The sequence below is a fragment of the Streptomyces sp. TOM-9 genome, assembly GCF_056858595.1.
Window position 1 is genome coordinate 891,070 of the sequence record NZ_JBXEQB010000001.1, and the last position, 21,876, is coordinate 912,945.

Annotated in this window: 24 protein-coding genes and 1 tRNA gene; 15 read left to right on the forward strand and 10 right to left on the reverse strand. The window is 72.1% G+C overall.

Annotated elements, in window-relative coordinates; translation table 11 throughout:
- Positions 1-84 precede the first annotated feature (84 nt).
- Entirely contained in the window at positions 85-468 is a 384-nt protein-coding gene (locus AC1VWI_RS04085; RefSeq protein WP_499509525.1) for a VOC family protein, read from the forward strand.
- Between the two features lie 249 nt (positions 469-717).
- Here the strand turns inward: AC1VWI_RS04085 and AC1VWI_RS04090 are convergent.
- Together AC1VWI_RS04090 and AC1VWI_RS04095 are read right to left on the reverse strand one after the other, a co-directional pair.
- A tRNA-Trp gene (locus tag AC1VWI_RS04090) sits at positions 718-792 on the reverse strand.
- Between the two features lie 261 nt (positions 793-1,053).
- Positions 1,054-1,833, reverse strand: coding sequence for a hypothetical protein (locus tag AC1VWI_RS04095; protein ID WP_499509526.1), 780 nt, complete (start codon positions 1,831-1,833; stop codon positions 1,054-1,056).
- A gap of 176 nt (positions 1,834-2,009) precedes the next feature.
- Between AC1VWI_RS04095 and AC1VWI_RS04100 the strand changes: the two genes are divergently transcribed.
- Positions 2,010-2,288, forward strand: coding sequence for a hypothetical protein (locus AC1VWI_RS04100; RefSeq protein ID WP_499509527.1), 279 nt, complete (start codon positions 2,010-2,012; stop codon positions 2,286-2,288).
- A 694-nt stretch (positions 2,289-2,982) separates the two neighbouring features.
- Here AC1VWI_RS04100 and AC1VWI_RS04105 read toward each other — a convergent pair.
- From AC1VWI_RS04105 to AC1VWI_RS04115, 3 genes are all read right to left on the reverse strand, one after another.
- Positions 2,983-4,229 (reverse strand): IS3 family transposase gene (locus AC1VWI_RS04105; protein WP_499509528.1). Its coding sequence is split into 2 segments (ribosomal slippage): positions 2,983-3,947 and positions 3,947-4,229, totalling 1,248 coding nucleotides; the frame shifts between segments, so codons are not numbered across the junction.
- A gap of 105 nt (positions 4,230-4,334) precedes the next feature.
- Entirely contained in the window at positions 4,335-4,637 is a 303-nt protein-coding gene (locus AC1VWI_RS04110) for a hypothetical protein (RefSeq protein ID WP_499509529.1), read from the reverse strand.
- 824 nt (positions 4,638-5,461) lie between these two features.
- A complete protein-coding gene (locus tag AC1VWI_RS04115; protein WP_499509530.1) occupies positions 5,462-5,695 on the reverse strand; it encodes a hypothetical protein in 234 nt (77 codons plus the stop codon).
- 398 nt (positions 5,696-6,093) lie between these two features.
- On the opposite strand from AC1VWI_RS04115, the gene AC1VWI_RS04120 reads away from it, so the two are divergent.
- The 7 genes from AC1VWI_RS04120 (at position 6,094) to AC1VWI_RS04150 (ending at position 10,906) form a co-directional block, all read left to right on the forward strand.
- Positions 6,094-6,372, forward strand: a complete 279-nt coding sequence (locus AC1VWI_RS04120; RefSeq protein WP_499509531.1) for a DUF6510 family protein — start codon at positions 6,094-6,096, stop codon at positions 6,370-6,372.
- A 79-nt stretch (positions 6,373-6,451) separates the two neighbouring features.
- Positions 6,452-6,886: a nuclear transport factor 2 family protein gene (locus AC1VWI_RS04125; protein WP_499509532.1), complete on the forward strand. Its 435-nt coding sequence runs from the start codon at positions 6,452-6,454 to the stop codon at positions 6,884-6,886.
- A gap of 77 nt (positions 6,887-6,963) precedes the next feature.
- The gene (locus AC1VWI_RS04130; RefSeq protein WP_499509533.1) at positions 6,964-8,160 is read left to right on the forward strand and encodes a PP2C family protein-serine/threonine phosphatase; all 1,197 of its coding nucleotides are present in this window, start codon (positions 6,964-6,966) and stop codon (positions 8,158-8,160) included.
- A gap of 208 nt (positions 8,161-8,368) precedes the next feature.
- A complete protein-coding gene (locus AC1VWI_RS04135; RefSeq protein ID WP_499509534.1) occupies positions 8,369-9,013 on the forward strand; it encodes a VanZ family protein in 645 nt (214 codons plus the stop codon).
- 172 nt (positions 9,014-9,185) lie between these two features.
- The gene (locus AC1VWI_RS04140; protein WP_499509535.1) at positions 9,186-9,452 is read left to right on the forward strand and encodes a DUF6400 family protein; all 267 of its coding nucleotides are present in this window, start codon (positions 9,186-9,188) and stop codon (positions 9,450-9,452) included.
- Positions 9,439-9,669 carry a hypothetical protein gene (locus tag AC1VWI_RS04145; protein WP_499516714.1) on the forward strand — a complete coding sequence of 77 codons (231 nt, stop codon included), beginning with the start codon at positions 9,439-9,441 and terminating at the stop codon, positions 9,667-9,669. The genes AC1VWI_RS04140 and AC1VWI_RS04145 overlap by 14 nt, the downstream gene beginning before the upstream one ends.
- A gap of 115 nt (positions 9,670-9,784) precedes the next feature.
- Entirely contained in the window at positions 9,785-10,906 is a 1,122-nt protein-coding gene (locus AC1VWI_RS04150; protein ID WP_499509536.1) for a baeRF3 domain-containing protein, read from the forward strand.
- 85 nt (positions 10,907-10,991) lie between these two features.
- On the opposite strand, the gene AC1VWI_RS04155 is transcribed toward AC1VWI_RS04150, so the two are convergent.
- Positions 10,992-11,435 carry an SRPBCC family protein gene (locus AC1VWI_RS04155; protein ID WP_499509537.1) on the reverse strand — a complete coding sequence of 148 codons (444 nt, stop codon included), beginning with the start codon at positions 11,433-11,435 and terminating at the stop codon, positions 10,992-10,994.
- Positions 11,436-11,650: 215 nt separating this feature from the next.
- On the opposite strand from AC1VWI_RS04155, the gene AC1VWI_RS04160 reads away from it, so the two are divergent.
- Positions 11,651-13,159: a S1 family peptidase gene (locus AC1VWI_RS04160; RefSeq protein WP_499509538.1), complete on the forward strand. Its 1,509-nt coding sequence runs from the start codon at positions 11,651-11,653 to the stop codon at positions 13,157-13,159.
- Between the two features lie 41 nt (positions 13,160-13,200).
- Positions 13,201-13,932: a class I SAM-dependent methyltransferase gene (locus AC1VWI_RS04165; protein ID WP_499509539.1), complete on the forward strand. Its 732-nt coding sequence runs from the start codon at positions 13,201-13,203 to the stop codon at positions 13,930-13,932.
- Here AC1VWI_RS04165 and AC1VWI_RS04170 read toward each other — a convergent pair.
- A complete protein-coding gene (locus tag AC1VWI_RS04170) occupies positions 13,899-14,825 on the reverse strand; it encodes a DMT family transporter (RefSeq protein ID WP_499509540.1) in 927 nt (308 codons plus the stop codon). The genes AC1VWI_RS04165 and AC1VWI_RS04170 overlap by 34 nt on opposite strands.
- Positions 14,826-14,897: 72 nt before the next feature.
- Between AC1VWI_RS04170 and AC1VWI_RS04175 the strand changes: the two genes are divergently transcribed.
- Both AC1VWI_RS04175 and AC1VWI_RS04180 read left to right on the forward strand, forming a co-directional pair.
- The gene (locus AC1VWI_RS04175; RefSeq protein ID WP_499509541.1) at positions 14,898-15,818 is read left to right on the forward strand and encodes a LysR substrate-binding domain-containing protein; all 921 of its coding nucleotides are present in this window, start codon (positions 14,898-14,900) and stop codon (positions 15,816-15,818) included.
- 54 nt (positions 15,819-15,872) lie between these two features.
- The gene (locus AC1VWI_RS04180) at positions 15,873-16,388 is read left to right on the forward strand and encodes a mycothiol transferase (protein WP_499509542.1); all 516 of its coding nucleotides are present in this window, start codon (positions 15,873-15,875) and stop codon (positions 16,386-16,388) included.
- A gap of 31 nt (positions 16,389-16,419) precedes the next feature.
- Here AC1VWI_RS04180 and AC1VWI_RS04185 read toward each other — a convergent pair whose 3' ends face one another.
- The 3 genes from AC1VWI_RS04185 to AC1VWI_RS04195 all read right to left on the reverse strand — a co-directional run bounded on the left by AC1VWI_RS04185 (position 16,420) and on the right by AC1VWI_RS04195 (position 19,615).
- A complete protein-coding gene (locus tag AC1VWI_RS04185) occupies positions 16,420-16,998 on the reverse strand; it encodes a dihydrofolate reductase family protein (RefSeq protein WP_499509543.1) in 579 nt (192 codons plus the stop codon).
- Positions 16,999-17,066: 68 nt separating this feature from the next.
- Complete coding sequence (locus tag AC1VWI_RS04190) at positions 17,067-18,569, reverse strand: MFS transporter (protein WP_499509544.1); 1,503 nt, start codon at positions 18,567-18,569, stop codon at positions 17,067-17,069.
- 74 nt (positions 18,570-18,643) lie between these two features.
- A complete protein-coding gene (locus tag AC1VWI_RS04195) occupies positions 18,644-19,615 on the reverse strand; it encodes an aldo/keto reductase (RefSeq protein WP_499509545.1) in 972 nt (323 codons plus the stop codon).
- A gap of 275 nt (positions 19,616-19,890) precedes the next feature.
- Here AC1VWI_RS04195 and AC1VWI_RS04200 point away from each other — a divergent pair, with 275 nt between their 5' ends.
- Positions 19,891-20,526 carry a peptidoglycan-binding domain-containing protein gene (locus tag AC1VWI_RS04200; protein WP_499509546.1) on the forward strand — a complete coding sequence of 212 codons (636 nt, stop codon included), beginning with the start codon at positions 19,891-19,893 and terminating at the stop codon, positions 20,524-20,526.
- A 49-nt stretch (positions 20,527-20,575) separates the two neighbouring features.
- Complete coding sequence (locus AC1VWI_RS04205; RefSeq protein WP_499509547.1) at positions 20,576-21,859, forward strand: PP2C family protein-serine/threonine phosphatase; 1,284 nt, start codon at positions 20,576-20,578, stop codon at positions 21,857-21,859.
- The last annotated feature ends 17 nt before the right edge of the window (positions 21,860-21,876 follow it).

A 21,876-nucleotide genomic window follows, 5' to 3' on the forward strand; every position in this document is an offset into this window, starting at 1 on the left:
CGACCCGCCACCGGTCGTCGCAGGCCGAACGCCCTTCCGCGCGAAGGCGTGGACAACGCCCCGGCGCCGCGACAGACTACGGCCGTGCGATCACGAACGCGGGGCATGTGGTGGGGCACCGCCATGGAAGCACCGGATCCCGCCGCCCTCGCGGCGTTCTACGCCGAGCTGCTCGGGTGGCCCGTCGTGCACGAGGAACCGGGCACGTCCGTCGTCGCCGCGCCCGAAGGTCCGGCCTACCTCGTGTTCCAGCAGGCGACCGGCTACCAGGCCCCCACGTGGCCGCCCGCAGATGGTGACCAGCGGCCCATGATGCACTTCGACTTCCAGGTCGGCGACCTCGACGCCGCCGTCGCCGACGCGGTCGCGCTGGGCGCCTCGCTCGCCGGCCACCAACCCCGGGAGAACGTCCGCGTCCTCCTCGACCCGGCCGGCCACCCCTTCTGCCTCTGCCTGGACGAGGAGTAGGCGCGAGCGGTGCGGTGAACGCGTGCTCCCGGCCGCGTCACGCTCGGCACGCCTCATGCGATCCCACAGATCGACGAGTTGATCGCTGACGGCGTCGTCGTGGGCGCGTGCGTCAGCGCCGCCCGCGCGGACGGGATGGAGGCCGAGCTCGTACGCCGCGGCCTCACCTTGCGTGTTGCCCGCGACGAGTTCCTGCGCTCCGCGGTGCGAACGCCGCGCATGTGCGCTCGGGGCCGCGTCGGTTGCTTGCAGGGGCGGCAGGATTTGAACCTGCGGCGTGCGGGTTTGGAGTCCGCTGCTCTGGCCGGGCTGAGCTACGCCCCTTCGGTGGCTCCACCTTGGCATGCGCGGCGGTGGGCGGGCCACGCAATTTCCGGGGTGGCGAAGGCCGGTCAGAGGCCAGGGCGTTCGTAGCAGTCGTAGTTGCGCTGGGCGGCGATCCTGCCGTCGCGGAACTCCAGAAACGTCGCGATGCGGGCGCGCTGGACGTGGCCGGCGGGGCGCTCGGACGCCTTCCGTAGGAGCGACTCTGTGATGCGGCCACGCCGAGACAGATGGATGCCTGGGGGCGCTGTCCGTCCCTGATCAGAACGGTGGGTCTTCGGAGTAGCCGCCTGTCCCGTGGGCCGCCCACCAGGAATCACGCTCCGCCTTGAGACGGGCGTAACGCTCGCGGGCCGCGATGTCGTCCGCGTTCTCCAGGGCACTGGTGTCGTGACCCCATGCCTTCATGGCGTCCAGGACGCGGTCTCGATTGCGGCGGTCGGTGCTGGTGGCCAGCAAACGGACGGCGTGGTCGACCAGATCGGCCCGGTGCGCGGCGAGGACGGGGTGCTCGGCGAGAGGGATCGCAGCGACGAGGGCCGCGTCGCGTACGTCCGCGTTGTCGTGGCTGAGAAGGGGATGGACAGCTGAGAAGATCGCCGGGCGCAGGTCCCGGAACGCCCGCATATCCCTGTCCTCGTCGAGGAACCCCTTGCCGACGTGGCGTTCGCCGATGGTGACGCACTCGTCGTCGGCGTCGTAGGCGGTGTTGCCGAGCCACTCAAGTAGTCTCCCGGCGTTGTGGCCGAAGTCGTCTGTGGTGATGACCGGATGGTTGAGGATGGCCGCAACGTAGAGTGCGACGGGCACGGTGGCTTCGTAGATGGTGTTCTGGTGGGTCACTTCTCTGAGTGCGTTGTCGGTGGCCGCCGCCCTGACGGCCGGGTCAGGGTCGATGACGCGCGCCAGCGCCGTCGGCAGGGATTCGCCCGTCCCGCGCACGGTGGCGAGCGACGCCCAATCGGTATCGTCCAGAAGCGCTTGGTAGTGAGGTAGCTCGTGGCGACGAGGCTTCCCGGCCCGGCTGCGGCGGTAGGTCACGGGCGGAGGCTATAGCACCGGCGTGGCGCAGGGCGTCATGCGTGGAGCAGGGTGCGCCTCCGCACGAGGTTCCGCACGTGTCCATGGGCGTATGCCCACGTGCGGGGCTGTTGTAGCGCAGTTGCACATTCCCCGCTCCCCGAGGCGGTGTCGTAGGAGGCGGCTAGGTTGCCCGAATGACTGCCATGGATCCGCTCGTGCCGGCGCTCACCGGACTGCTTGCTGACGTCGTTTGGTGGCTGGAGAGCTGCGGGGATGAGGAAGTGGATCCCGACTCTGCGGTCAAGATGATGGAGGGTGTTGGCTGGGTGCTGCAGCAACTCCCGGCAGACCAACGCACACGGCTCTTGCAGACGCTCGCAGACTTGGCCGAAGCGGAGCAGGATCCTGCGCGACGCGAGTTCCTGGAGTCGTTCCCCTTCGCTATCGGCATGACCGAGGAACAAGAGAGCTGAGTCGACACCAGCCGAGGTGGCGTCCCTCGCTGTGAACAATGGGCGCGCCGCGCGGCGCCGGAGGGACGGTGAAGGTCAGGTCGCATCGTTCTCAGCACGTTCCAAGGCCTCGATGGCTCTGCGGTGCCATCGCACGACCAGGACCGCCGACGAGCGACCCGGTCAACAGCGTCGCGACCGGGATGCCCCAGATCAGAGCACCGACGAGGTGTCCGAGCGATTCCATCTGCTACCCCTCCCTTTGCAGCCTACGCGGATGGCTCTGGCCTGGGAGGCCGGAACACGGGCGGGCACTTCCTCGTGCCCCGGGGACTGAGGCTGCGGACCCTACCTCACCTGGCCCAACGCCCACGTGGGTCAATGCGCCGACTTCACTGCTGTTCCCCGTGCGGCTCTGCCTGACGTGGCACGCGGGTGGCACGCGCCCCTCGATGCGATCGCTGGGCGGGACAGCCGCTGCGGCGTTCGATCGATCTGATGCTGCGGGAAGCCCCTACCGCCATGAGATCGGGCCGGGAACGGTGAGTTCTGCCGCAGCGACCGCGTCCGCCAGGGTGTGGAACCCATCTGTGTCCGGCCAGAACGACCGGTCGCCCGCAGGCCAACCCGGCAGATGCTGGACGTAGTAGAGACGACCCTCCTCGTTCAGATCCGGGGCTTCTCCGGGTGAACCGTTCCGGGTTTGATCGAGACTCTAGGTTGTGACTGTGACCTGGGGATTTGCGTTCTGTTGGTGGTAGGCGGCTTCGTATTCTGCGGGCGGGACGTGGCCGATCTCACCGTGCAGGCGGCGGTGATTGAACCAGTCGACCCACTCGGCGGTGGCCAACTCGACCTCGGAGAGAGTCTTCCAGGGCCGCCGGGGCTTGATCAGCTCGGTCTTGAACAGGCCGATCGCCGACTCCATCAGGGCATTGTCGTAGGCGTCGCCGACTGAACCGATGGATGCCGCGATGCCTGCCGTATCCAGGTGTTCGGCGAGCTTGAAGGACGTGTATTGCGACCCGGCGTCGCTGTGATGCACCAACTCCCCGGCGACATGGCGATGGCCCTCGCGGTCACGTTGCCACAACCCCATCTCCAGTGCGTCCAGTACCAGTTGGGTCTCCTTGCTGGTGGCAGCGGACCAGCCGACGATGCGGCGGGAGAAGGTGTCGACGACGAAGGCGACATAGACGGTGCCGGCCCAGGCCGCGATGTGCGTGAAGTCGGCCACCCAGCACTGGTTCGGGGCCGGAGCCACGAAGTCGCGGTCAAGAAGGTCCGGTGCCCGCTCGGCCGCGTGGTTCTGGATCGTCGTGATGACCTTCTTGCCGCGGACTGCCCCGGTGATTCCCAGTTCCCGCATCAGTCGCTCGACGGTGCAGCGGGCCACCCGATGACCCTGTCGCTGTAGGTGACGCCAGATCTTGCGAGCCCCGTAGACGCGGTAGTTGGCATCGAACACCGCCTGAATCAGCACCTTCAACTCCGCGTCTCGGTTGGTCCGTTGCGAAGGTGGGCGACTCTTGGCTGCGTAGTAGGTGGAGGGGGCGATGCTGAGACCGTGCTCGGTGAGCACGGTGCAGATCGGCTCGACGCCGCCGAAGCGGTTCCGGTACTCGTCGATGAACGTCACGAGCGTGTGTGTGGCCGGTCGAGCTCGGCCGCGAAGAAAGCCGACGCGGCCTTCAGAATCTCGTTTGCCCGCTTGAGCTCGGCGTTCTCCTTGCGTAGGCGCTTGAGCTCGGCCGACTCCTCCGTCGTGGTGCCCGGCCTGGCACCACTGTCGATCTGGTCCTGGCGGACCCACTTGCGCAGCGTTTCGGTCGTCCCGATCCCCAGTTTCGCCGCGACCGCCTTCATCGCGGACCACTCCGTGTCGTACTCGGGCCGCACCTCGGCGACCATGCGGACCGCGCGCTTGCGCAGCTCAAGGGGATAAGGGGAAGGACGTGCCATGACTCGATCCTCTCAAATGATCGAGTCCCCACCGAACCCGGAACGGTTCAGGCGAGGAGACCACCGCCGCCTGATCACACCGAACGCCGAGCCTTGACGACTGCCTCACGGAGGCGGCACGTGACCAGGCGGAAGCTCTCCAGGCTCAGGGGACCAGAGTTCTCCGCCCGGAAGTTCCTGACGCGCCTCAATGTAGTGCTCGAGCTCTGGATTGAGCTGCACTCCTGGAACAAGATCAGCGATCTTTGGCAGGACAGCATCCGGTACGGGGTAGACGTTGTACATCCACGCATCGTCGCCACGGTCAAAGTGTCCGCGAACCTGAGCAATGTCCTTGCGGCTCAGCACGACGATTTCAACGCGCTCCTGGTCACCGCGCCAGACCACAAGGTCCCATGCGACGTTCATGCCGTCACGGAATGGATAAGGTCGTTTGCTCACCGTCAGACCCCCCTTCGGCCGAGTCGCCCTCAACCTACCTTGACTTGGCCGGCGGCCTGATTGCTGCCCGGCATCAGATCCACAACTCTTGACAATTGCTCCTGCGACCTGCACAACCTCCGCCTTGGCCGGATAGCGGCGAGCGCACGCACCGCGACTGCCGCTGCCCAGCGTGACTGGGAGATCGATTACGGGACAGCCCTTAAGTGACACGCAAGGCGGCACGGGAGCCCCAGGCTTTGGGTGGGAGCTGTCATGGGGCGACATATCGGGGCCCCATCGGCTTGCCGGGGCTCGGACGGTCTCTGGATCTACCCGTTCACGATCATGAACATTGAGAGCGGCAAGCCAATGAGGCCGCCGATGGCGAAGATGCCGCCTATGAGCCGAAGAAGCCATGTCGGCGCTGCTGTTGCCCGCTGTTGCGACTCCGGCCGGCCCTCCAGGCCGGTCACAACCAAGCCGTGGAAGCGAGCGGACCACTTCCTCGTCGCCAGCAGGCCTCCGCCGGCGATGGCGAGCAAGCTCCAGACGAGCAGAAATGGGCCCGGTCCGGGTCCCGTCGGGCTCGCGATGGTTATCACCCGTGCGTGCTCACCGTTTCCCACAGAGCGCCTGGGACAGGCGCAAACGTCGTTGGACATGTCGAGCGCCTTGGCAGGGCGCCTGCTTCGCCCCGAACTATGCGGGCCGCCTTACGGCCTGAGCGGACGGACGTCCACAAGAAGCCGTGAGGGTGCGCATTGATGCGCTGCCGCTCTAGCGCGGTTGGACACTCCTCTTGCATTCCGCTACAGACCGCGCAGCGCCTCGTACAGATCGTCGTAGGCTGCCCAACAATCGACGCTGCCGTCGTCGTACATGCTGCCCATGTACCAGTCATCATCACCGACAGGCTTCACGATGCACAGGCTATGGAACCCGAAAATGATCTCTGGACGCAGCATCTCGTGATTTCCGTCGAAGGAGAGCCACTTCACCGTCCGGTTCGGGTCCAGGACGACAGCCTCTTGGTCCCCGGACACGTCGCGGATCTGCTGGAGGGTCCATCCCGGGGGGGGAGCTGCGTTTCTGCCACCGGACGATGATCTCACCTGCCGAGCGCCGGACGTCGCTCAGGGACGGGTTCCCAGCGGCCGACTCGATCCGAGGCCGGCCGTGACGCCGCGGCTGCTGCCGGCCACTTCGTCCCGAGGCAAGGCGGGTGACTGAGTTCTCTGGCTGGCCAGGACGGAAGGCGCCGTACGCCGCATCGTGGCCTGGATGGCTCGGCAGCGGCTTCGACCAGTGGCAACACCCCCTGTGAGGTCATGCGGGAAGCTCACGGCGGCCCCCGTTGACCTTGGTGCACCGCGCGGGGCGGGCTGCGCGTGCATAGGGTGGGTGGCGCTGGGGCGGCCGGGGCTACCTACGGGAGGCTGGGATGAGCGCACAGGGCACGGACGCGTACACCGACGGCAACGCGCTGGCCGGGCCGCTCCGGGAGATCTTCGCGGTGGACATGACGGCTGCCGAGGGCCGCTGCGTGGGCTGCGGGCGTACCGGGCCGGTGGCCACGCTGCGGGTGTACGACCACTCCCCCGGGCTGGTGGCCCGCTGTCCCGGGTGCGACACGGTGATCCTGCGGGTGGTGCGCGGGCCGTCCGCCGCGTGGCTGGACCTGCGGGGCTCGGTGAGCATGCGCATCCCGCTCCCCGAGTGACGTCGCCGGGCCCACTACCGGCCCGGTCGACCGCCGCACGGGTCTTGGCTCTTCGTGCCGTATGCCCAACACTGTGCCGATGACGACGCGAGCGGCATGGGAGACCCTGCTGGACCGGCTGGCCGTCGACGAGCTGATCAGTGGCTACGCGGCGGCCGTCGACGACGGCGACTGGGCGGCGTACGTCGCGCTCTTCGCGCCGGACGGCCGGGCCGATTACTCGTCCGCGGGCGGCATCGCCGGACCCGCCACCGAGGTCGCCGACTGGCTCGCCACGACCATGCGCCTGTTCCCCGTGCGCCAGCACCTGGTCGTCAACCGCCGGATCGCGCTCGACCCGCCGTCCGCCGTGGCGCACGCCGACTACGTCAACCCCATGCGGCTCGGCGAAGTGGGGGCGGGCCCGACCGCCCCCAACTTCGTGTGCGGCGGCCGCTACACCTTCGGCCTGCGGCACACGGGGACGGGCTGGCGGATCGAGGAGGTGCTCGTCCGGGAGAAGTGGCGCTCCTGAGGCGTGGGCGGAGCGGATGGAGGGGGCGGAGGGCGTACGAGCGGGCAGGGCCACGGACGCGGGTGTATCCAAGAGTCATGGATGTTGCACGACGCCTGGAACAGTGGGGGCGGTCGTGGCGGCCCGGGCATCTGCTGGTCGCCGCCATGCTCACGCTGATCCTGATGGTCACCGTCGTGGACATCATGTCACCGCCCGACGTCCATCTGGGGCCGTTCCTGGTCGCCGCCCCCGCGATCACCGCGTCGTTCGCGGGGGCCAGGACGACCGCGGTCGTCGGCGGCGTCGCGGTGGCCGCGCAGGTCCTCGTGGCGGCGGTGCGCACGACACCCCTGGACCTCAACCACTCGGCGCAGATCGCCACCCTGGCCCTGATGTCGGTGCTGGCGACCTTCTTCGCCCATCTGCGCGTGAAGCACGAGCGGCAGGTGACCCGGCTGCGCTCGGTGGCGGAGACCGCGCAGCGGGTGCTGCTGCGGCCCATCCCCCGGCGCATCGGGCCGCTGCGCATCGCCTCGGTCTACCTCGCCGCGGAGGAGGAGGCACAGATCGGAGGGGACCTGTACGCGGCCGTGCGCACGGACACCGGGACCCGGGTGATCGTGGGGGACGTCCGCGGCAAGGGCATGGAGGCGGTGAACGAGGCCGCCCTGACCCTGGGCGCCTTCCGTGCCGTGGCGCACCGGCAGGCGGAGTTGCCGGCGCTGGTCCTGTGGCTGGAACAGGCGATCTCCTCCGACCTCACCGACCCCGCGGCGGACGCCGGGCCGGCCGAGGACGAGGCGGAGTCCTTCGTCACCGCGGTCGTCGCCGACATCCCGGACGACGAGCCGGTGGTCCACCTCGTCACCTGCGGTCATCCCCCGCCGCTGCGGCTCCACGAAGGCTGCGTGACCCCGCTCGACATGCCGGCGCCCGCGCCGCCGCTGGGGCTGACGCAGTTCGCCGGCGGGGAGCCCTCGGTGCTTACGTTCGCCTTCGAGCCCGGCGACACCCTGCTGCTGTACACCGACGGGGTCGTCGAGGCGCGCGACGTGGCCGGGGCGTTCTACCCGCTGACCGGACGGCTCGCCGGGCAGCCGGCCGGTGATCCCGAGGCGCTGGTGGAACGGCTGTGCACCGACCTGCTGGCCTACGCGGGAGGCTGCCTCGGCGACGACGCGGCCGTGCTGGCGATCAGCCGGTCCCCGGCCCTGGTGGCGGCGACCGGCCGCGCGGGCGGTCGCCCGCCCTCGGCCCCGCCGCCTCCCCAGCAGGCGGCGCCCCCGGGGTGAACCCCGTTGACCGCCGCGGAGAGCGGCGGTCACCCGGCATCCCGGAGGGCGCTCGGGGTATCCGGTCTGTGACACGGGGAGACCACGACCGGAACAGACCAGAAGAGGGGGGAAGTCCGTGGCTCGGTTGGCGTTGCGCGGGCGTTCGTCGGAGACAAGGCAAGAAGGGCGGCGGTCGCCACTGGCCTCGCTGGCCCGGTGGGCGGCGATGGCGCTGGCGTTCGTGGCGATGGTCGCGTTCGGGGCGGTGCTGGCCCGCGCGACGCTTGCGCCGTCGTACGCCTCTGAGGGTCTCGCGCACGCGAACATCCACCCGGGCGCCTCGCTGCGCCAGTACTACGAGCGGTACACGGTGGCGGGCGCCGTACGGCAGGTCGGCGGGAACGTGCTGCTGGGCATGCCCTTCGGCGTGCTGCTCCCGGTGCTGGCACCGAAGGCGCGCGGGGCGCTGCGCGTGGTGGTGACGACGGGCCTGGTGATGGTCCTCGTGGAGCTGGCGCAGGGGGCGGTGGTGCAGGGCCGCGCGTTCGACGTCGATGACGTGATCATGAACACCACCGGTGCCCTGCTGGGCTACCTGCTCTTCGGGCGTCGCCTCGGCCGGGCCGTGCACACCGTCCGCCCGGCGGCCCCCGCCCAGGCCCAGGCCCCGGCGGCGAAGTCCGCGGGCGGCACGAGGACGTCGAGGATCACGAAGGCGTTCGGGACCCGCGGGAGCGGCACGGCCGGGAAGTCCGGTAAGTCCGGTAAGGCGGCTAAGGCCGGCAAGGGCGCCAAGGCCGCGCAGCCGGCGCCCCGCAAGTCGTTCCTGTCCTTCGGGACGGTGCGCCGCAAGGCCGCCCGGCGCTCCTGAACAGCGCCCGGGAATCCTCCCTTCCCACCTGGCACTCCGCCGCTGGTGCGTCCCTGACCAGCGGCGGAGCCGCATGGAGTGCGTCACATCGGAGCCGGAAAGGCTTTCCCCCGAGCACGACCCTTTGTTACACAGGGTGGATTCATCCCCGATTGCCCCGGGAGCGAGCGACATGAACGACGACGACGTCCCGGACCGCCTCCACGCGTTCGAGCTGGACTTCACCGACCACGAGACCCGCCGCCGGGCCGAGGTCCTCGCCGCCCTCGGCGACGACTGGGACCCGGTCGCCGTCCTGCGCGAGGAGGATGCGGCGTACCGGCTGCTCTACTCCGGCCTCGACGACGAGCAGGAGGCGGTGTACCGCACGCTCGTGGCGGCCGGCGTGCTGCCGCCCCGTGAGGGGTCCGGGGAGGACGACGGTGCTGCTTCCGATTGATCCCACGGCCGACCCCGGCCGCCGGGCGTGGGTCCCCTGCCCGCGCTGCGAGGACCACCGGGAGTGCGCCACCTGCGCCGCGGGCCGCAACTGCCCCGACCACTGGCGCTACTTGCTGTCGAACAAGGGACCCGTGGTGCATCTGCAGTGCCCCGGCTGCACGCACATGTGGGCCTGGGACTCCGGTTTCGGCGCGCAGCACCGCAACGGGGCCTGAACACCGCACCGCCGGGCCGTCCCCGGCAGGCGGCGGCCCGGCTGGTGTGCGAGGCTCGGGGTGTGGGCTGCCCCCGTCCGCGGGGAGCAACCGCGGACCCCTCAGGGAGGCGATCATGGAAACCGATGCCCTGACGGCCGGCACCCTGCGAGCACTGCGCGCGACCAGGCCGTATCCGGCGGTGTCGCTGACCATGCCGACGCATCGGCGCGAACCGGACAACGCCCAGGACGCCGTACGGCTGCGCAATCTGCTCGCCGAGGCCGAGCGCCGGATCGAGCACGATCCGGAGGCGTCCCGCCGTTCGCGGATGGCCATCAAGACGCAGCTGAAGGCCGCCGCCGCCGAAGTGGACCTGCGCTACTCGCTGGACGGGCTCGTCATGTACGCCACGGAGCGGGACCACCAGATCTGGACGCTGCCCCGGGCCGTCCCCGAGCGGGTGGTGCTCAGCGACAGCTTCCTGACCCGCAACCTGGTCGCCGCGAAGGCCAGGGCCCTGCCGTACTGGGTGCTCACGGTGGCGGCCGACCGGGCGACCCTGTGGAGCGGCAGCGGCCAGTCGCTGCACCCCCAGGACGCGCAGGGCTTCCCCATGGAGCCGGACCCCGTCCAGTGGGACCCCGAGCGGCAGGAGCAGGTCGGGGACCACCCGAGCACCTTCCGGGACGAGGAGACGCGGCGCTTCCTGCGGTCCGTCGACGGCGCCCTCGCCTCCCTCCTGGCCGCCGACGGCCGGCCGCTGTACCTGGTGGGCCTGCCGGACGCGGTCGCCCTGCTCAAGGAGGTCGGCACCGCCGCGGACGCCGCGGTGGCCGTCGTGCACAAGGGCGGCCTGGCGAACGGCCCCGCGCAGACACTGCTCCAGGAACTCGCCCCGGCGCAGAGGGAGTTCGCCGAGCGGGAGACAGAAAGGACCGGCCGCAGGCTGGTGGACGCCCGTAGCCGCAGGACCTTCGCAGCGGGGCTGGACGAGGTGTGGGAGTCCGTGTGCGAGGGCCGCGCCGAACTCGTCGTGGTCGAGGAGGACTTCCAGCGCACGGTACGCCTGAGCGACGGTCACCTCACACCGGTGGACGGTGACGGCCCGGAGGCGGGCGGCTTCGAGGACGGCATCCGCGAGGACATCGTGGACGAGTTGGTGGAGGCGGCGCTCGACAAGGGTGCCGAGGTCCGCTTCGTGGCGCCGGACAGCCTCGCCGAGCACGACCGGATCGCGGCGGTGCTGCGCTACTGAGCCCCGGCCAGGACGTCACCCGGGGCCGCTGCCGGCGGCGCGGCCCGGGTGACCCGTGTCAGGGTGTCAGGGGGTCGGTGAGCGGTCAGGACGCCTCGACGGCAGCCTTGATCCGCTGCCCGAACGCCGGGGCGTCCTTGCGTGCGGCGCTCAGGGCCAGGCCGACCAGCAGCTTCCCGAGACCGTGCCCCTCCAGGTGGTTGAAGATCCGCACCCGGGTGGTGGTCTCGGACACCGGCTGCAGGTCGTAACCGCCCTCGGCGGTGACCAGGTTCTTCGACTGCTCGGTCCAGCGGATCCGGTTGGGCGGGTCGAACTCGGTGATCCGGAACTCCCGGTGGGACTTCATCCCGGCGTCCTTCACGATGCTGGTGAACACCGTGCCGACCGCCGTCGGTGCGTCGGGCGTGCGCAGGATCTCCTGCACCCGGGGGCTGAACCTGGGGTCGTTGCGCCCGTCGGCGAGGAAGGCGAAGACCTCCGCCACGGGACGGTCGACCTCGACGACCGCCTCGAATTGACCGCCCATGTCGCTCCTTGATGGCTCGTTGGATCGCCGGCTCCGCCGACCCGGCCACGATAGAGCGCCCCGCCACCCCGGGCACGTCCACGCGTTCCGGATCGTCTCCGCGCGCGGTGAGCGCTGCGGCTCCCCCGCACGTATGGAAGGCCGGGTCCCCTTTCGGGACCCGCGGCAGTCAATGCCGGTGACCTGCAGGTACGGAAGCGGATGTAGGGGGCACGGTGAGGCGCACACGGCGTCAGGTGCAGCGCGCGCTGCGGCTCGTGGCCGTCGCGGGACTGGTCTGCGGCGGAGTGATGATGTCGCAGGCCTTCGGGGCGGCCCCCGACGGCACGCGGACCGGGGGCGGCAGCCAGGTGCTGGACGCCCCGGACGGCGCGCAGGGCGGGCAGGGCACGGCGGACGCCGCGGGCCTGGCCAGGGACCTGGCGGCGCGCCTCGGCGACGCCCGGACCGGCGGGAGCTGGGTGGACGCCGAGGGCCGCCCGGTGGTCGCCGTGACGGACCAGGACACCGCGGCCGAGGTCGCCAGGGCGGGTGCCCGGGCGGAGGTCGTCCGCTACAGCATGCGCGACCTGAAGGAAGCGGCCGGCGAACTGCGCGATGCCCCCCGCGTGCCCGGAACCGCCTGGTCGGTCGACCCGGTCTCCAACGAGGTCCTGGTGCTGGCCGACAGCACGGTCTCCGCCGACGAGTGGGCGCGTCTGCAGTCCGTCGCGGACGGCATCGGCGGGCAGGTCCGCATGGAACGCACCGAGGCCGACTTCACGACCAGGACCGCGGGAGCCGCGCCGATCCTGACCCGGGGCAGCCGCTGTTCCGCGGGCTTCAACGTCACCAACGGGACGACCGACTTCATCCTGACGGCCGGTCACTGCGGCCCGCCGGGCACCGCCTGGTTCGCCGACAACCAGGGGACCAGGCCCGTCGGCACCACCGTCTCGACCTCCTTCCCCGGTGGCGACTTCTCGCTGGTGCAGTACCAGAACGACGGCTCGGACCACAGCAGCGTCGTCGGGGTCGGCGCGGGCCGCGTGGTCCGGATCACCGGCGCGGCCGACCCGTTCGTGGGGCAGGAGGTATTCCGCAGCGGCAGCACCTCGGGGCTGCACTCCGGTCAGGTGACCGGCCTGAACGCGACGGTCAACTACCCGGAGGGGACGGTCAGCGGTCTCATACAGACCTCCGTGTGCGCCGAGCCCGGCGACAGCGGCGGCCCGTTGTTCGCGCAGGGCTTCGCGCTCGGGATCACCTCGGGCGGCAGCGGCGACTGCACGGCGGGCGGCATCACCTTCTTCCAGCCGGTGAACTCGGCGATGGCGGCGCTCGGCGTGAGCCTGCCGCGCGCCACGGACAGCGGTGACGCCCCGGCGCCGGCCGCCGGTGGCGACGCGCCGGGCGCGGCGCCGGCCGCCTCCGCCGGCGCGCCCACCCGCGAGGCGGGCGGGGGCGCGGGGGGCGGCTCCGGCGGCACAGGCGGCACCGGCAACGGTCAGGGCGGGCAGCAGGCGGCCCCGGGAGCCCCTGCCGCCCCGACGGCGCCGGGTGGCGCGCCGGTCTACCCGGGGACCGCGAGCGATCAGACGTCGCTGGGCGCGATCGGCAGCGGGGGCGGCATCGGCCCCGGTCTGCTGATCGTCGCCGTCAGCTGCCTCGCGTTCCTGGCCACGCGGTGGATCCGTCCCGCCGCGGGAGCCGGCGGGGGCTACGGCTCAGGCGGCTGGGACTGACCGGGCGCCACGAGCGGGCCGGGGCGGAGGATCATGGAGGTATGACCAGTTCACCCCGCGCCCGCGCCTTCGACCGGGCCGCCGGACGGTACGCCGCGAACCGTCCCTCGTACCCGCCGGCCCTCCTCGACGCCGTCGAGGAGCTGGCGGGGCACCGGCTGCGCGGTGCCCTGGTCGCCGACGTGGGTGCGGGGACCGGCATCGCCACCGCGCTGCTGCACGAGCGCGGCGCCCGGGTGGTGGCCGTGGAGCCGGGCGACGGCATGGCGGCGGAGCTGCGCCGCAACCTGCCGGACGTCGCCCTGGTGCGCGGGGACGGCGACCGGCTGCCACTGGCCTCCGGCGCCTTCGACTTCGTGACGTACGCGCAGGCCTGGCACTGGACCGATCCGCGGCGGTCGGTGCCGGAGGCGCTGCGGGTGCTGCGGCCGGGCGGCGCGTTCGCGCTGTGGCGCAACGACCCCGACGTGTCGGTGCCGTGGATCGCCGGCGAGCAGGACCGGCTGGGCGGCTTCTTCGGGAAGCTGTCCCATCCCCGCTCGGGGCGGCTGCCGGACGGCCCGGGTTTCGCCGAGCACCGGCTGCCGTGGTCCCGGCGGGTGCCCGTCGAGGTGCACCTGGCGAACCTCGGCACCCAGTCGGCCTTCCTGGTGCTCGGCGAGGAACGCGCCGGCGCCTTCCTCGCCGCCGAACGGGAGCGCTTGCTGCGGCACTTCCCGGACGGCGTGGTCGAGGAGCACTACGTCGTGACCTTGGTCCTCGCGATCCGCTGACGCGCGGCCCGGCCGGCCCCGGACGCCCCGGGCCGCCCGCGGTTGATCAGGACGACGCCCGCGATGCCGATCGCCCCACCCGCCAGTTCGGTGGGCCGGGGGGTCTCGCCGAGCCACACGAAGGCGACGAGGAGGGCCACCGGCGGTACGAGGTACAGGGCCGCCGTGGAGGTCGCGAGGCTGAGCCGGGCGACCGCGTACCCCCAGATCACGAAGCCCAGCGCGGACGGCAGCAGGCCGAGGTAGACCGCCGAGGCGAGGGCGGGGCCGGAGGCGTGGGCCGCCGCCCGCACGGTGCCGGGGGCGAGCGGCAGCAGCATCAGGGTGCCGGCCCACATGGCGTAGCAGGCCACCTCCAGTCCGGTGTGGCGGCGCAGCAGCGGTTTGGTGGCCGCGTGGTAGACGCCCTGGACGACGGCGGCGCCGAGGACGACGAGCGCGCCCGCGGTGAAGTGCGCGCCGCCGCGGGCGAGGGCGATGACGGCGGCCCCGCCGATCGCCACGAGGCTGCCCGCGACGACGGTGCGGGTCAGCGGTTCGCCGAGGAAGGCCGTCGCGAGGAGCACGCTGAAGGCCGGGGCGATGGCGACCAGCAGGCTGGCGGTGCCCGCGGGGACGTGGACCTCGCCCCAGTTCAGCAGCAGTTGGTACGCGGCCATGCCGGTCAGGCCGCACAACGCGATGAGCGGCAGGTCGCGCCGCCGTGGCCGGCGGACGCCGAGCAGGGGCGCGGCCACGGCGAGCGCGGCGGACGCCACGGCCAGCCGCAGGAAGGACAGGCCGGCGGCCCCCAGCCCCTCCAGGCCGACGCGGATGGCGGGGAACGCCGAGGCCCACAGCACGACGGTGCCGGCGAGGGCGAGGACACGGGGCGAGGGGGCGGGAGGCTTCACGTGTCCTACTGTCCCGGCTAGGATGGAAAAGATCCAGTTACTCTTTCTTTCGGAAATGAGAAGGTGGACTTTATGCTCGAGGTGCGCCGGCTGAGCCTGCTGCGGGCCTTCTCGGTGCACGGCACGGTCGCCGCCACCGCCGAGGCGCTGCATCTGACCGGCCCCGCCGTCTCCCAGCAACTCGCCGCGCTGGAGCGGGAGACCGGGGTCCCGGTCCTGGAGAAGCGGGGCCGCACGCTGCGGTTGACCCCGGCCGGACGGCTGCTGGTGGAGCACGCGGAGGTGATCCTCGGCGATCTCGCCTCCGCCGAGGCCGCGTTGGACAGGCTCCGCGGGGGCGCCGGCGGCCCCGTCCGCGTCGCCGCCTTCCCGTCCGCGGCGCGCACCCTGCTGCCGGAGGTGTGGCGGCTGCTCGCCGGCGGGGATGCCGGTGTGCCGACCGGGCTCAGGATCGCCGAGCACGAACCCGACGCGGCGGTGGAGCTGCTGCGGCGCCGCGAGGCCGACATCGCCGTCGTCCACGCCTACAGCCTGCTGCCGCGCGAGGTGCCCGCCGGCTGCGAGCAGCACCATCTGATGGAGGACCCGGTGCTGCTCGCCGTTCCCCCCGCGCTCGCCGCCGGACACGGCCTGGCCCCGGGCGAGGCCCTCGACCTGGCGCTCCTCGCCGGGCAGGAATGGCTCATGCCCGGGCCGGACACCTCCTGCCACGAACTGACCCGGCGGGCCTGCGGCGCGGCCGGATTCGTGCCCCGGCCGGTGGCGCTGGCCAGTGACTTCTCGGTCCTCACCGCCCTCGTCGCGGCCGGTGCGGGTGTCGCGCTCGTCCCGCGGCTGGCACTGCCCGCCGCCCTGGACGGCGTCAGCCTGCACCCGCCCGCGCACCCCGTGACCCGTACGGTCTCGGCGCTGCTGGCCGCCGGCACCGCCGGGCAGCAGCCGTTGCGCCGCGTGCTGGAGTGTCTGGTGGCCGCGGCGGGGCGGCCCGCCTAGCGTGGGCGGAGCGGCAGCGGGGGACCGCCCGGCACAGGAACCGAGGGAGCACGCATGAGGAGCGCAGATCTGCTCGCCGACGCCTTCGGCAGGATCCAGGAGACCGTGCACGAGGCCGTCGACGGCATCCCCCTGGACGGCCTGCACGCGCGGCCCGACGAGGGAGCGAACTCTATCGCCTGGCTGATCTGGCACCTGACGCGCATTCAGGACGACCACGTGGCCGGCGTCGCGGGCACCGGACAGCTGTGGACCGACGGCGGCTGGGCCGACCGCTTCGGCCTGCCCTTCGCGCCGTACGACACCGGGTACGGCCACCGTCCCAAGGACGTCGCCGCGCTGCGCGTCGCATCGGGCGAGCTGCTGACCGGCTATCACGACGCGGTGTACGAGCACACCCTGGGCTACCTGCGGACGCTGCGCGAGACGGACTTCCCGCGCGTCGTCGACACCAGCTGGGATCCGCCGGTGACGCTGGCGGTACGGCTGGTCAGCGTGGTGTCGGACGACCTGCAGCACGCCGGGCAGGCCGCGTTCCTGCGCGGGTGCGTGGAACGCGGCGCGCTCTAGCGGCGGTCAGGCGCCCAAGTCCGATGCCCGCTCAGACGCCCGGTCCGGCGTCGGCGCGGTCGTACTGCAGCAGCACGACCCCGTTGCCGAAGGTCTGGGTCCCGGCGAGCCGGAGGGCGGTGAGCGCGTCGGAGTCGGGGAAGACCGACCTGCCCCGGCCCAGCACGACCGGGTGGACGTAGATCCGGTACTCGTCGACCAGTCCCAGCCGCAGGAACGAGGCGGCGAGGTCGGCACCGCCGAGGACCAGGTCGCCGCCCGGCCGCGCCTTGAGCTCCATGACCTCCTCGGCGACGACGTCGCGCACGATCGTGGCGTTCCACTCGGCCCGCTCCAGGGTCCGCGAGTACACGAACTTCGGCATGTCGCGCCAGATCCCGGCGAACTCCGCCTCGGCGGGGCTGCTCTGCGGGTCGGCGTCGGCGGTGGGCCAGTAGGCGGCCATGAGCTCGTGGGTGACGCGGCCGCTCAGGAAGGCGCCCATCGTCTTCAGCCGCTCGTTCATGTGGAGGTGCAGTTCCTCGTCCACGCGGTGCCAGTCGATCTCACGGTCGGGCCCCTCGAAGTAGCCGTCGAGGGACACCGCCATCTGCAGGATGATCTTTCGCACGGGGGTCCTCCCCTGGATTGCCTACGACCCACCGGACGATACGCCCCGGGAGCCGCCGCGGACGCCCTTCACGGGCGCGCGCCGGAGGTGTCGGAGGTGGCCCCCGCCGGTTCCTCGACGGCGCTGAGCGGGGCGGCCAGGGACTCCAGGCTGCGCCGCTCGGCGCGTACCCCGATGGCCGCCTCGACCAGGCCCGCGAGGGTCATCAGGGCGGCGCCGAGGCAGAAGGCGAGGGTGGTGTCGCCGGGCTCGCCGCTGCCGACCAGGCCGTTGAAGAGCAGGGGGCCGGTGATGCCGCCGAGGGCGGTGCCGACGGCGTAGAAGAAGGCGATGCACAGTGCCCGGGTCTCCAGCGGGAAGATCTCGCTGACCGTCAGGTAGGCCGCGCTGGCGCCCGCGGAGGCGAGGAACAGCACCGCGGTCCAGCAGGCCGTCATGGTGACCGCGCTGAGGGCGCCCTGCTGGAACAGCCAGGCGGTGCCGAACAGGAGCAGGCCGGAGCCGACGTAGCTGCCGGTGATCATCGGCTTGCGGCCCACGGAGTCGAAGAGGTGACCGAGCAGCAGCGGGCCGAGGAAGTTGCCGACCGCGATGACGGCGAAGTAGTAGCCGGTGTCGCCGTTCGGCACGTCGAAGAAGGTGGTCAGGATGACCGCGTAGCCGAAGGTGACGGCGTTGTAGAGGAAGGCCTGGCCGGAGAAGAGCGCGAGGCCGAGCAGGGTGCGGCGCGGGTACTGGCGGGTGACGGTGCGCGCGATGGTGAGGAAGCCCAGTTCGCCGCGGGGACGGATGAGGATGCTCTCGCCCGGCTCCGGCAGGGGCTTGCCGCTCTCCTCGGCCACCGTGCGCTCGACGTCGGCGACCAGGCGCTCGGCCTCCTCCGCCCGTCCGTGGGTGAACAACCAGCGCGGACTCTCCGGCACGTGACGGCGCACCAGCAGGATGACCAGGCCCAGGACGACGCCGATGCCGAAGGCGAGCCGCCAGCCGACGTTGCCGGCGAACAGCGAGGTGTCCAGCAGGGCGATGGACGCGAACGCGCCCACGGCGGCGCCGATCCAGAAGCTGCCGTTGATGATCAGGTCGATCCGGCCGCGCACCCGGGCCGGGATCAGCTCGTCGATCGCCGAGTTGATGGCGGCGTACTCGCCACCGATGCCGAAGCCGGTGACGAAGCGGCACAGGATGAAGAACCAGGCGGTCCACGACACCGCGGTGACCGCCGTGGCCGCGAGGTAGACGGCCAGGGTCACCATGAACAGCTTCTTGCGGCCGAGCCGGTCGGTCAGCCTGCCGAAGAACAGCGCGCCCAGGCAGGCCCCGGCGACGTACACCGCGGCCGCCAGCGTGGTGACCTGGGCGGTGCTGATGTCGATGCCGCTGCCCTGCTCGGCCAGCCGGCCCGCCATGGTGCCGACGATGGTGACCTCGAGGCCGTCGAGGATCCACACGGTGCCCAGGCCGATGACGATGCGCCAGTGCCAGCGGGTCCACGGCAACCGGTCCAGCCGGGCCGGCACATCGGTCCGCAACGCTCCCGGCGGGTCGGCGTGAGCCGTCGACGCTGACATGGCCACCTCCGTGAACGAGCCGTTCTGTCCGGAAGCGCGCCTTCCCCCGCCGGGGGCGTTCATGCTGCGGGCGGTCAGCCGTAGAAGTTGCGCTCCCAGCGGTGCCGGGCCAGGACCGCGAGTTGTTCCGGCGTCAGGGGGCGGCCGTCGCTCAGCGCGGTGTTCCGCTCGACGTTGCGCACCGACCGCATGCCGGGGATGACGGTGGAGACCGCGGGGGCGCTCAGCACGAACCGCAGGGCGGTCTCCGCCATGTCGTCGGGGTCGATGCCGAGGTCGGAGAGGATGGCGTCCACGCGCTGTTCCACCTGCGCCGGGCGGTCGTCACGGAAGTAGCGGTTGCGGAAGTCCCCTTCGGGGAAGGTGGTCCCGGCGGTGATCCGGCCGGTCAGCCCGCCCTCGTCGAGGGCCACCCGGACGATGACGCCGACGCCGTGTTCCTGGCAGGCGGGGAGCAGCGCGTCCGCCGGTGCCTGGTCGAAGACGTTGTAGATCACCTGCACCGTGTCCACGAGCCCGCTGCGGACCAGGGCGAGGGCGTTGTCCGGCTCGTGGTCGTTGACCGACACCCCGAAGAGCCGGATCTTGCCCTCCTTCTTCAGGTCGGCGACGGTCTCCGCCCAGTCCCCGCGGCCGACCCACTCGTCGCTCCAGACGTGGAACTGGAGCACGTCGAAGTGGTCGAGCCCGGCGGCCCGCAGGCTGGTCTCGAGGCTCTCGCGGATGTGGTCGCCGGGGAACGCCTCCGCCGGGTCCACGCCGTCGGGGGCGGGCCACACACGGTTCTTCGGCGGCACCTTGGTGGCCACGAGGATCTCGTCACCGGCCCGGGCGCGGTCGCGGACGACCCGCCCGACGATGCGCTCGCTCTCGCCGTAGCCGCGGGCGGTGTCGATGAGGTTCACCCCGAGGTCGACGGCCCGGTTCAGGGCGCGCAGCGACTCGTCCTCGGTCGCGCCCACCCATGCGGACTCGCCGATCCCCCAGGCTCCGTAGCCGATCTCCGACACCCGCAGCCCGCTGCGTCCCAGGTCCCGGTAGCGCACAGTCGTCCTCCACTCGTGCCGTCACCCGCGGAGCGGTCTCCGCAGCCACGACGATAGGCGACCGGCCGGCACAAGGTCATCAGGGTTCCTTCGCGGCGCCGTCGGCGGTGACCGCGCGCATACCCCAACGGGGCCCGGGGCGCGGCGCGTTCGGCGATTCCGGGCCTTCGGCCCACCGGCGGGTCCTAGCGTGGTCGGCCCAGTACGGATGACGGGGGGAGAACAGGGGGACCGCTGTGCCGAACCCGTCCGGCGGAGGACCGCCGCGGCGCCGCATGATCGAGCCGACGCGCATCATCACCGCGCGGGAGACGCCCGGAGGGCCGGACGAGCCCTGGGAGGAGTCCCTCGGCCTCTTCCGCCCCGCCGGCGGTACCGCCCCGTCCCGGGAGGACGGCCCTGACACCCAGCCGCTGCCCCGCACCGGACCGCCCCCGCGACGGGCCGCGCCCCGGACCGCGGACCCCCGGGCCGGCACCCGGACGGCACCGCCCCGGCGCTCCCCCCGCACCCCGCGCGCGCTGCGCGTCGCACTGCTCACCGGCACCGGCGGGGCCGCCGGATTCGCGCTCGCCCTCGCCCTGTTCTCCCCCGGCGTCCTGCACCCCGGTACCCCGCAGGGCGCCGCACCCGCCTCCCCCTCCGCGCCCGGCTCGCCCGGTGCGGGCGCGATCGGCGGGGTGCTCCGGCAGGGCGACACCGGACCGGCCGTCAGCGAGCTCCAGGCCCGGCTGCTGCGGATTCCGGACGTCTACGCGGACGGTGCCGTCGACGGCCGCTTCGACGGGCGCCTCGCCGCGGCCGTCGCCCGTTTCCAGGTCTGGTACGGCGTCCGCGGCGACGAGAGCGGTGAGTACGGCGACGCCACGCGCCGCGACCTGGAGTCCCGTACGTCGCTCGCCTCGGGCTGAACCCGCCGCCGGGCGGGCCCGCCGGCCGAACGCCTTATAGATTGGTTGCGTGGCCCTGCCGGACACGGGGGACGACGAGCACGCCGTGGCGACACCGCAGATCGACTACGCGGCGCTGTTCGCGGCGACCCCGAGCCCGTATCTGGTCCTGGACGCCGCGCTGGTGATCGTGGGCGTCAACCAGGCGTACCTGGCGGCGACCAACCGCACCCGGGACGACCTGATCGGCCAGTACATCTTCGACGCGTTCCCCGACAACCCGGACGACCCGCTGGCGGACGGGGTGCGCAACCTCAGCGCCTCCCTGCAGCGGGCCCTGACCTGCCGCGAGCCCGACACGATGGCGCTGCAGAAGTACGACATCCCGGTGATGGCCGATCCCGGGAAGTTCGAGGAGCGCTGGTGGAGCCCGATCAACACCCCCGTCCTCGGGCCGGACGGCACCGTCGCATGGATCATCCACCGGGTGGAGGACGTGACCTCGTTCGTCCAGGCCCGCCAGCACCGGCACGGGCTGCAGGGCTCGGACCTGAGCGAGCGGGAACAGGCGATGGAGGCCGAGCTGTACGCGCGGGCCCGGGAGCTGCAGCGCCTCAACGACCAGCTGCGCGAGGCCCACGCCCGCGAACGGCAGGTCGCCCTCACGTTGCAGGAGGCCATGCTCCACTCGCCGGACCTGCACCAGCACGAGGACATCGCGGTGCGCTACCTGCCGGCCGCGGGCTCGCTGAACGTGTGCGGCGACTGGTACGACGTGGTCAACCTCTCGCCGAACTGCTACGCGGTGGCGGTCGGCGACGTCGTGGGCCACGGCCTGGAGGCCGCCAGCGTCATGGGGATGCTGCGCAGCGCGCTGAGCGCGGCCATGCGCACCGTCGACGGTCCCGCCAAGGCTCTGGAGGTCGTCGGCCTCTACGCCCGCTGCGTCGAGGGGGCCGTGGCCACCACCGCCGTCAGCGCGCTGATCGACAAGGAGCGGCGCACGATCAGCTACAGCAGCGCCGGGCATCCGCCGCCCGTGCTGCTCCACGGCGACGGCACCTGCGAACTGCTGGACCAGGCCACCGACCCGCCCCTGGGTGCCCGCCCCGCCCACGTCGCCCGGCCGCAGGCGGCCTTGTCGTACCGCCCGGGGGACACGCTGGTGCTGTACACCGACGGTCTGATCGAGCGCCGCAGGGAGGACATCTACACGGGCCTGGCCCGGCTGACCTCCGCGCTCGCCGATACCCCCGGGCTCGGCGCCGAGCGGCTCGCGGACGCCCTGCTGGCCCGGCTCGGCGTCACCGGAGGCGCGGCCGACGACATCGCGCTGGTCACCGTGCGCCTGTGAGGCGCGGGCGGGGCGGG

What these genes read in the sequence shown, in the direction of transcription:
- AC1VWI_RS04125 (WP_499509532.1), top strand. Translation starts at nt 6,452, where the DNA reads ATGACGACGCGAGCGGCATGGGAGACCCTGCTGGACCGGCTGGCCGTC.
- AC1VWI_RS04130 (WP_499509533.1), top strand. Translation starts at nt 6,964, where the DNA reads ATGGATGTTGCACGACGCCTGGAACAGTGGGGGCGGTCGTGGCGGCCC.
- AC1VWI_RS04120 (WP_499509531.1), top strand. Translation starts at nt 6,094, where the DNA reads ATGAGCGCACAGGGCACGGACGCGTACACCGACGGCAACGCGCTGGCC.
- AC1VWI_RS04140 (WP_499509535.1), top strand. Translation starts at nt 9,186, where the DNA reads ATGAACGACGACGACGTCCCGGACCGCCTCCACGCGTTCGAGCTGGAC.
- AC1VWI_RS04110 (WP_499509529.1), bottom strand. Translation starts at nt 4,637, where the DNA reads ATGAACGTCGCATGGGACCTTGTGGTCTGGCGCGGTGACCAGGAGCGC.
- AC1VWI_RS04135 (WP_499509534.1), top strand. Translation starts at nt 8,369, where the DNA reads ATGGCGCTGGCGTTCGTGGCGATGGTCGCGTTCGGGGCGGTGCTGGCC.
- AC1VWI_RS04180 (WP_499509542.1), top strand. Translation starts at nt 15,873, where the DNA reads ATGAGGAGCGCAGATCTGCTCGCCGACGCCTTCGGCAGGATCCAGGAG.
- AC1VWI_RS04150 (WP_499509536.1), top strand. Translation starts at nt 9,785, where the DNA reads ATGGAAACCGATGCCCTGACGGCCGGCACCCTGCGAGCACTGCGCGCG.
- AC1VWI_RS04100 (WP_499509527.1), top strand. Translation starts at nt 2,010, where the DNA reads ATGACTGCCATGGATCCGCTCGTGCCGGCGCTCACCGGACTGCTTGCT.
- AC1VWI_RS04155 (WP_499509537.1), bottom strand. Translation starts at nt 11,435, where the DNA reads ATGGGCGGTCAATTCGAGGCGGTCGTCGAGGTCGACCGTCCCGTGGCG.
- AC1VWI_RS04165 (WP_499509539.1), top strand. Translation starts at nt 13,201, where the DNA reads ATGACCAGTTCACCCCGCGCCCGCGCCTTCGACCGGGCCGCCGGACGG.
- AC1VWI_RS04200 (WP_499509546.1), top strand. Translation starts at nt 19,891, where the DNA reads ATGATCGAGCCGACGCGCATCATCACCGCGCGGGAGACGCCCGGAGGG.
- AC1VWI_RS04190 (WP_499509544.1), bottom strand. Translation starts at nt 18,569, where the DNA reads ATGTCAGCGTCGACGGCTCACGCCGACCCGCCGGGAGCGTTGCGGACC.
- AC1VWI_RS04175 (WP_499509541.1), top strand. Translation starts at nt 14,898, where the DNA reads ATGCTCGAGGTGCGCCGGCTGAGCCTGCTGCGGGCCTTCTCGGTGCAC.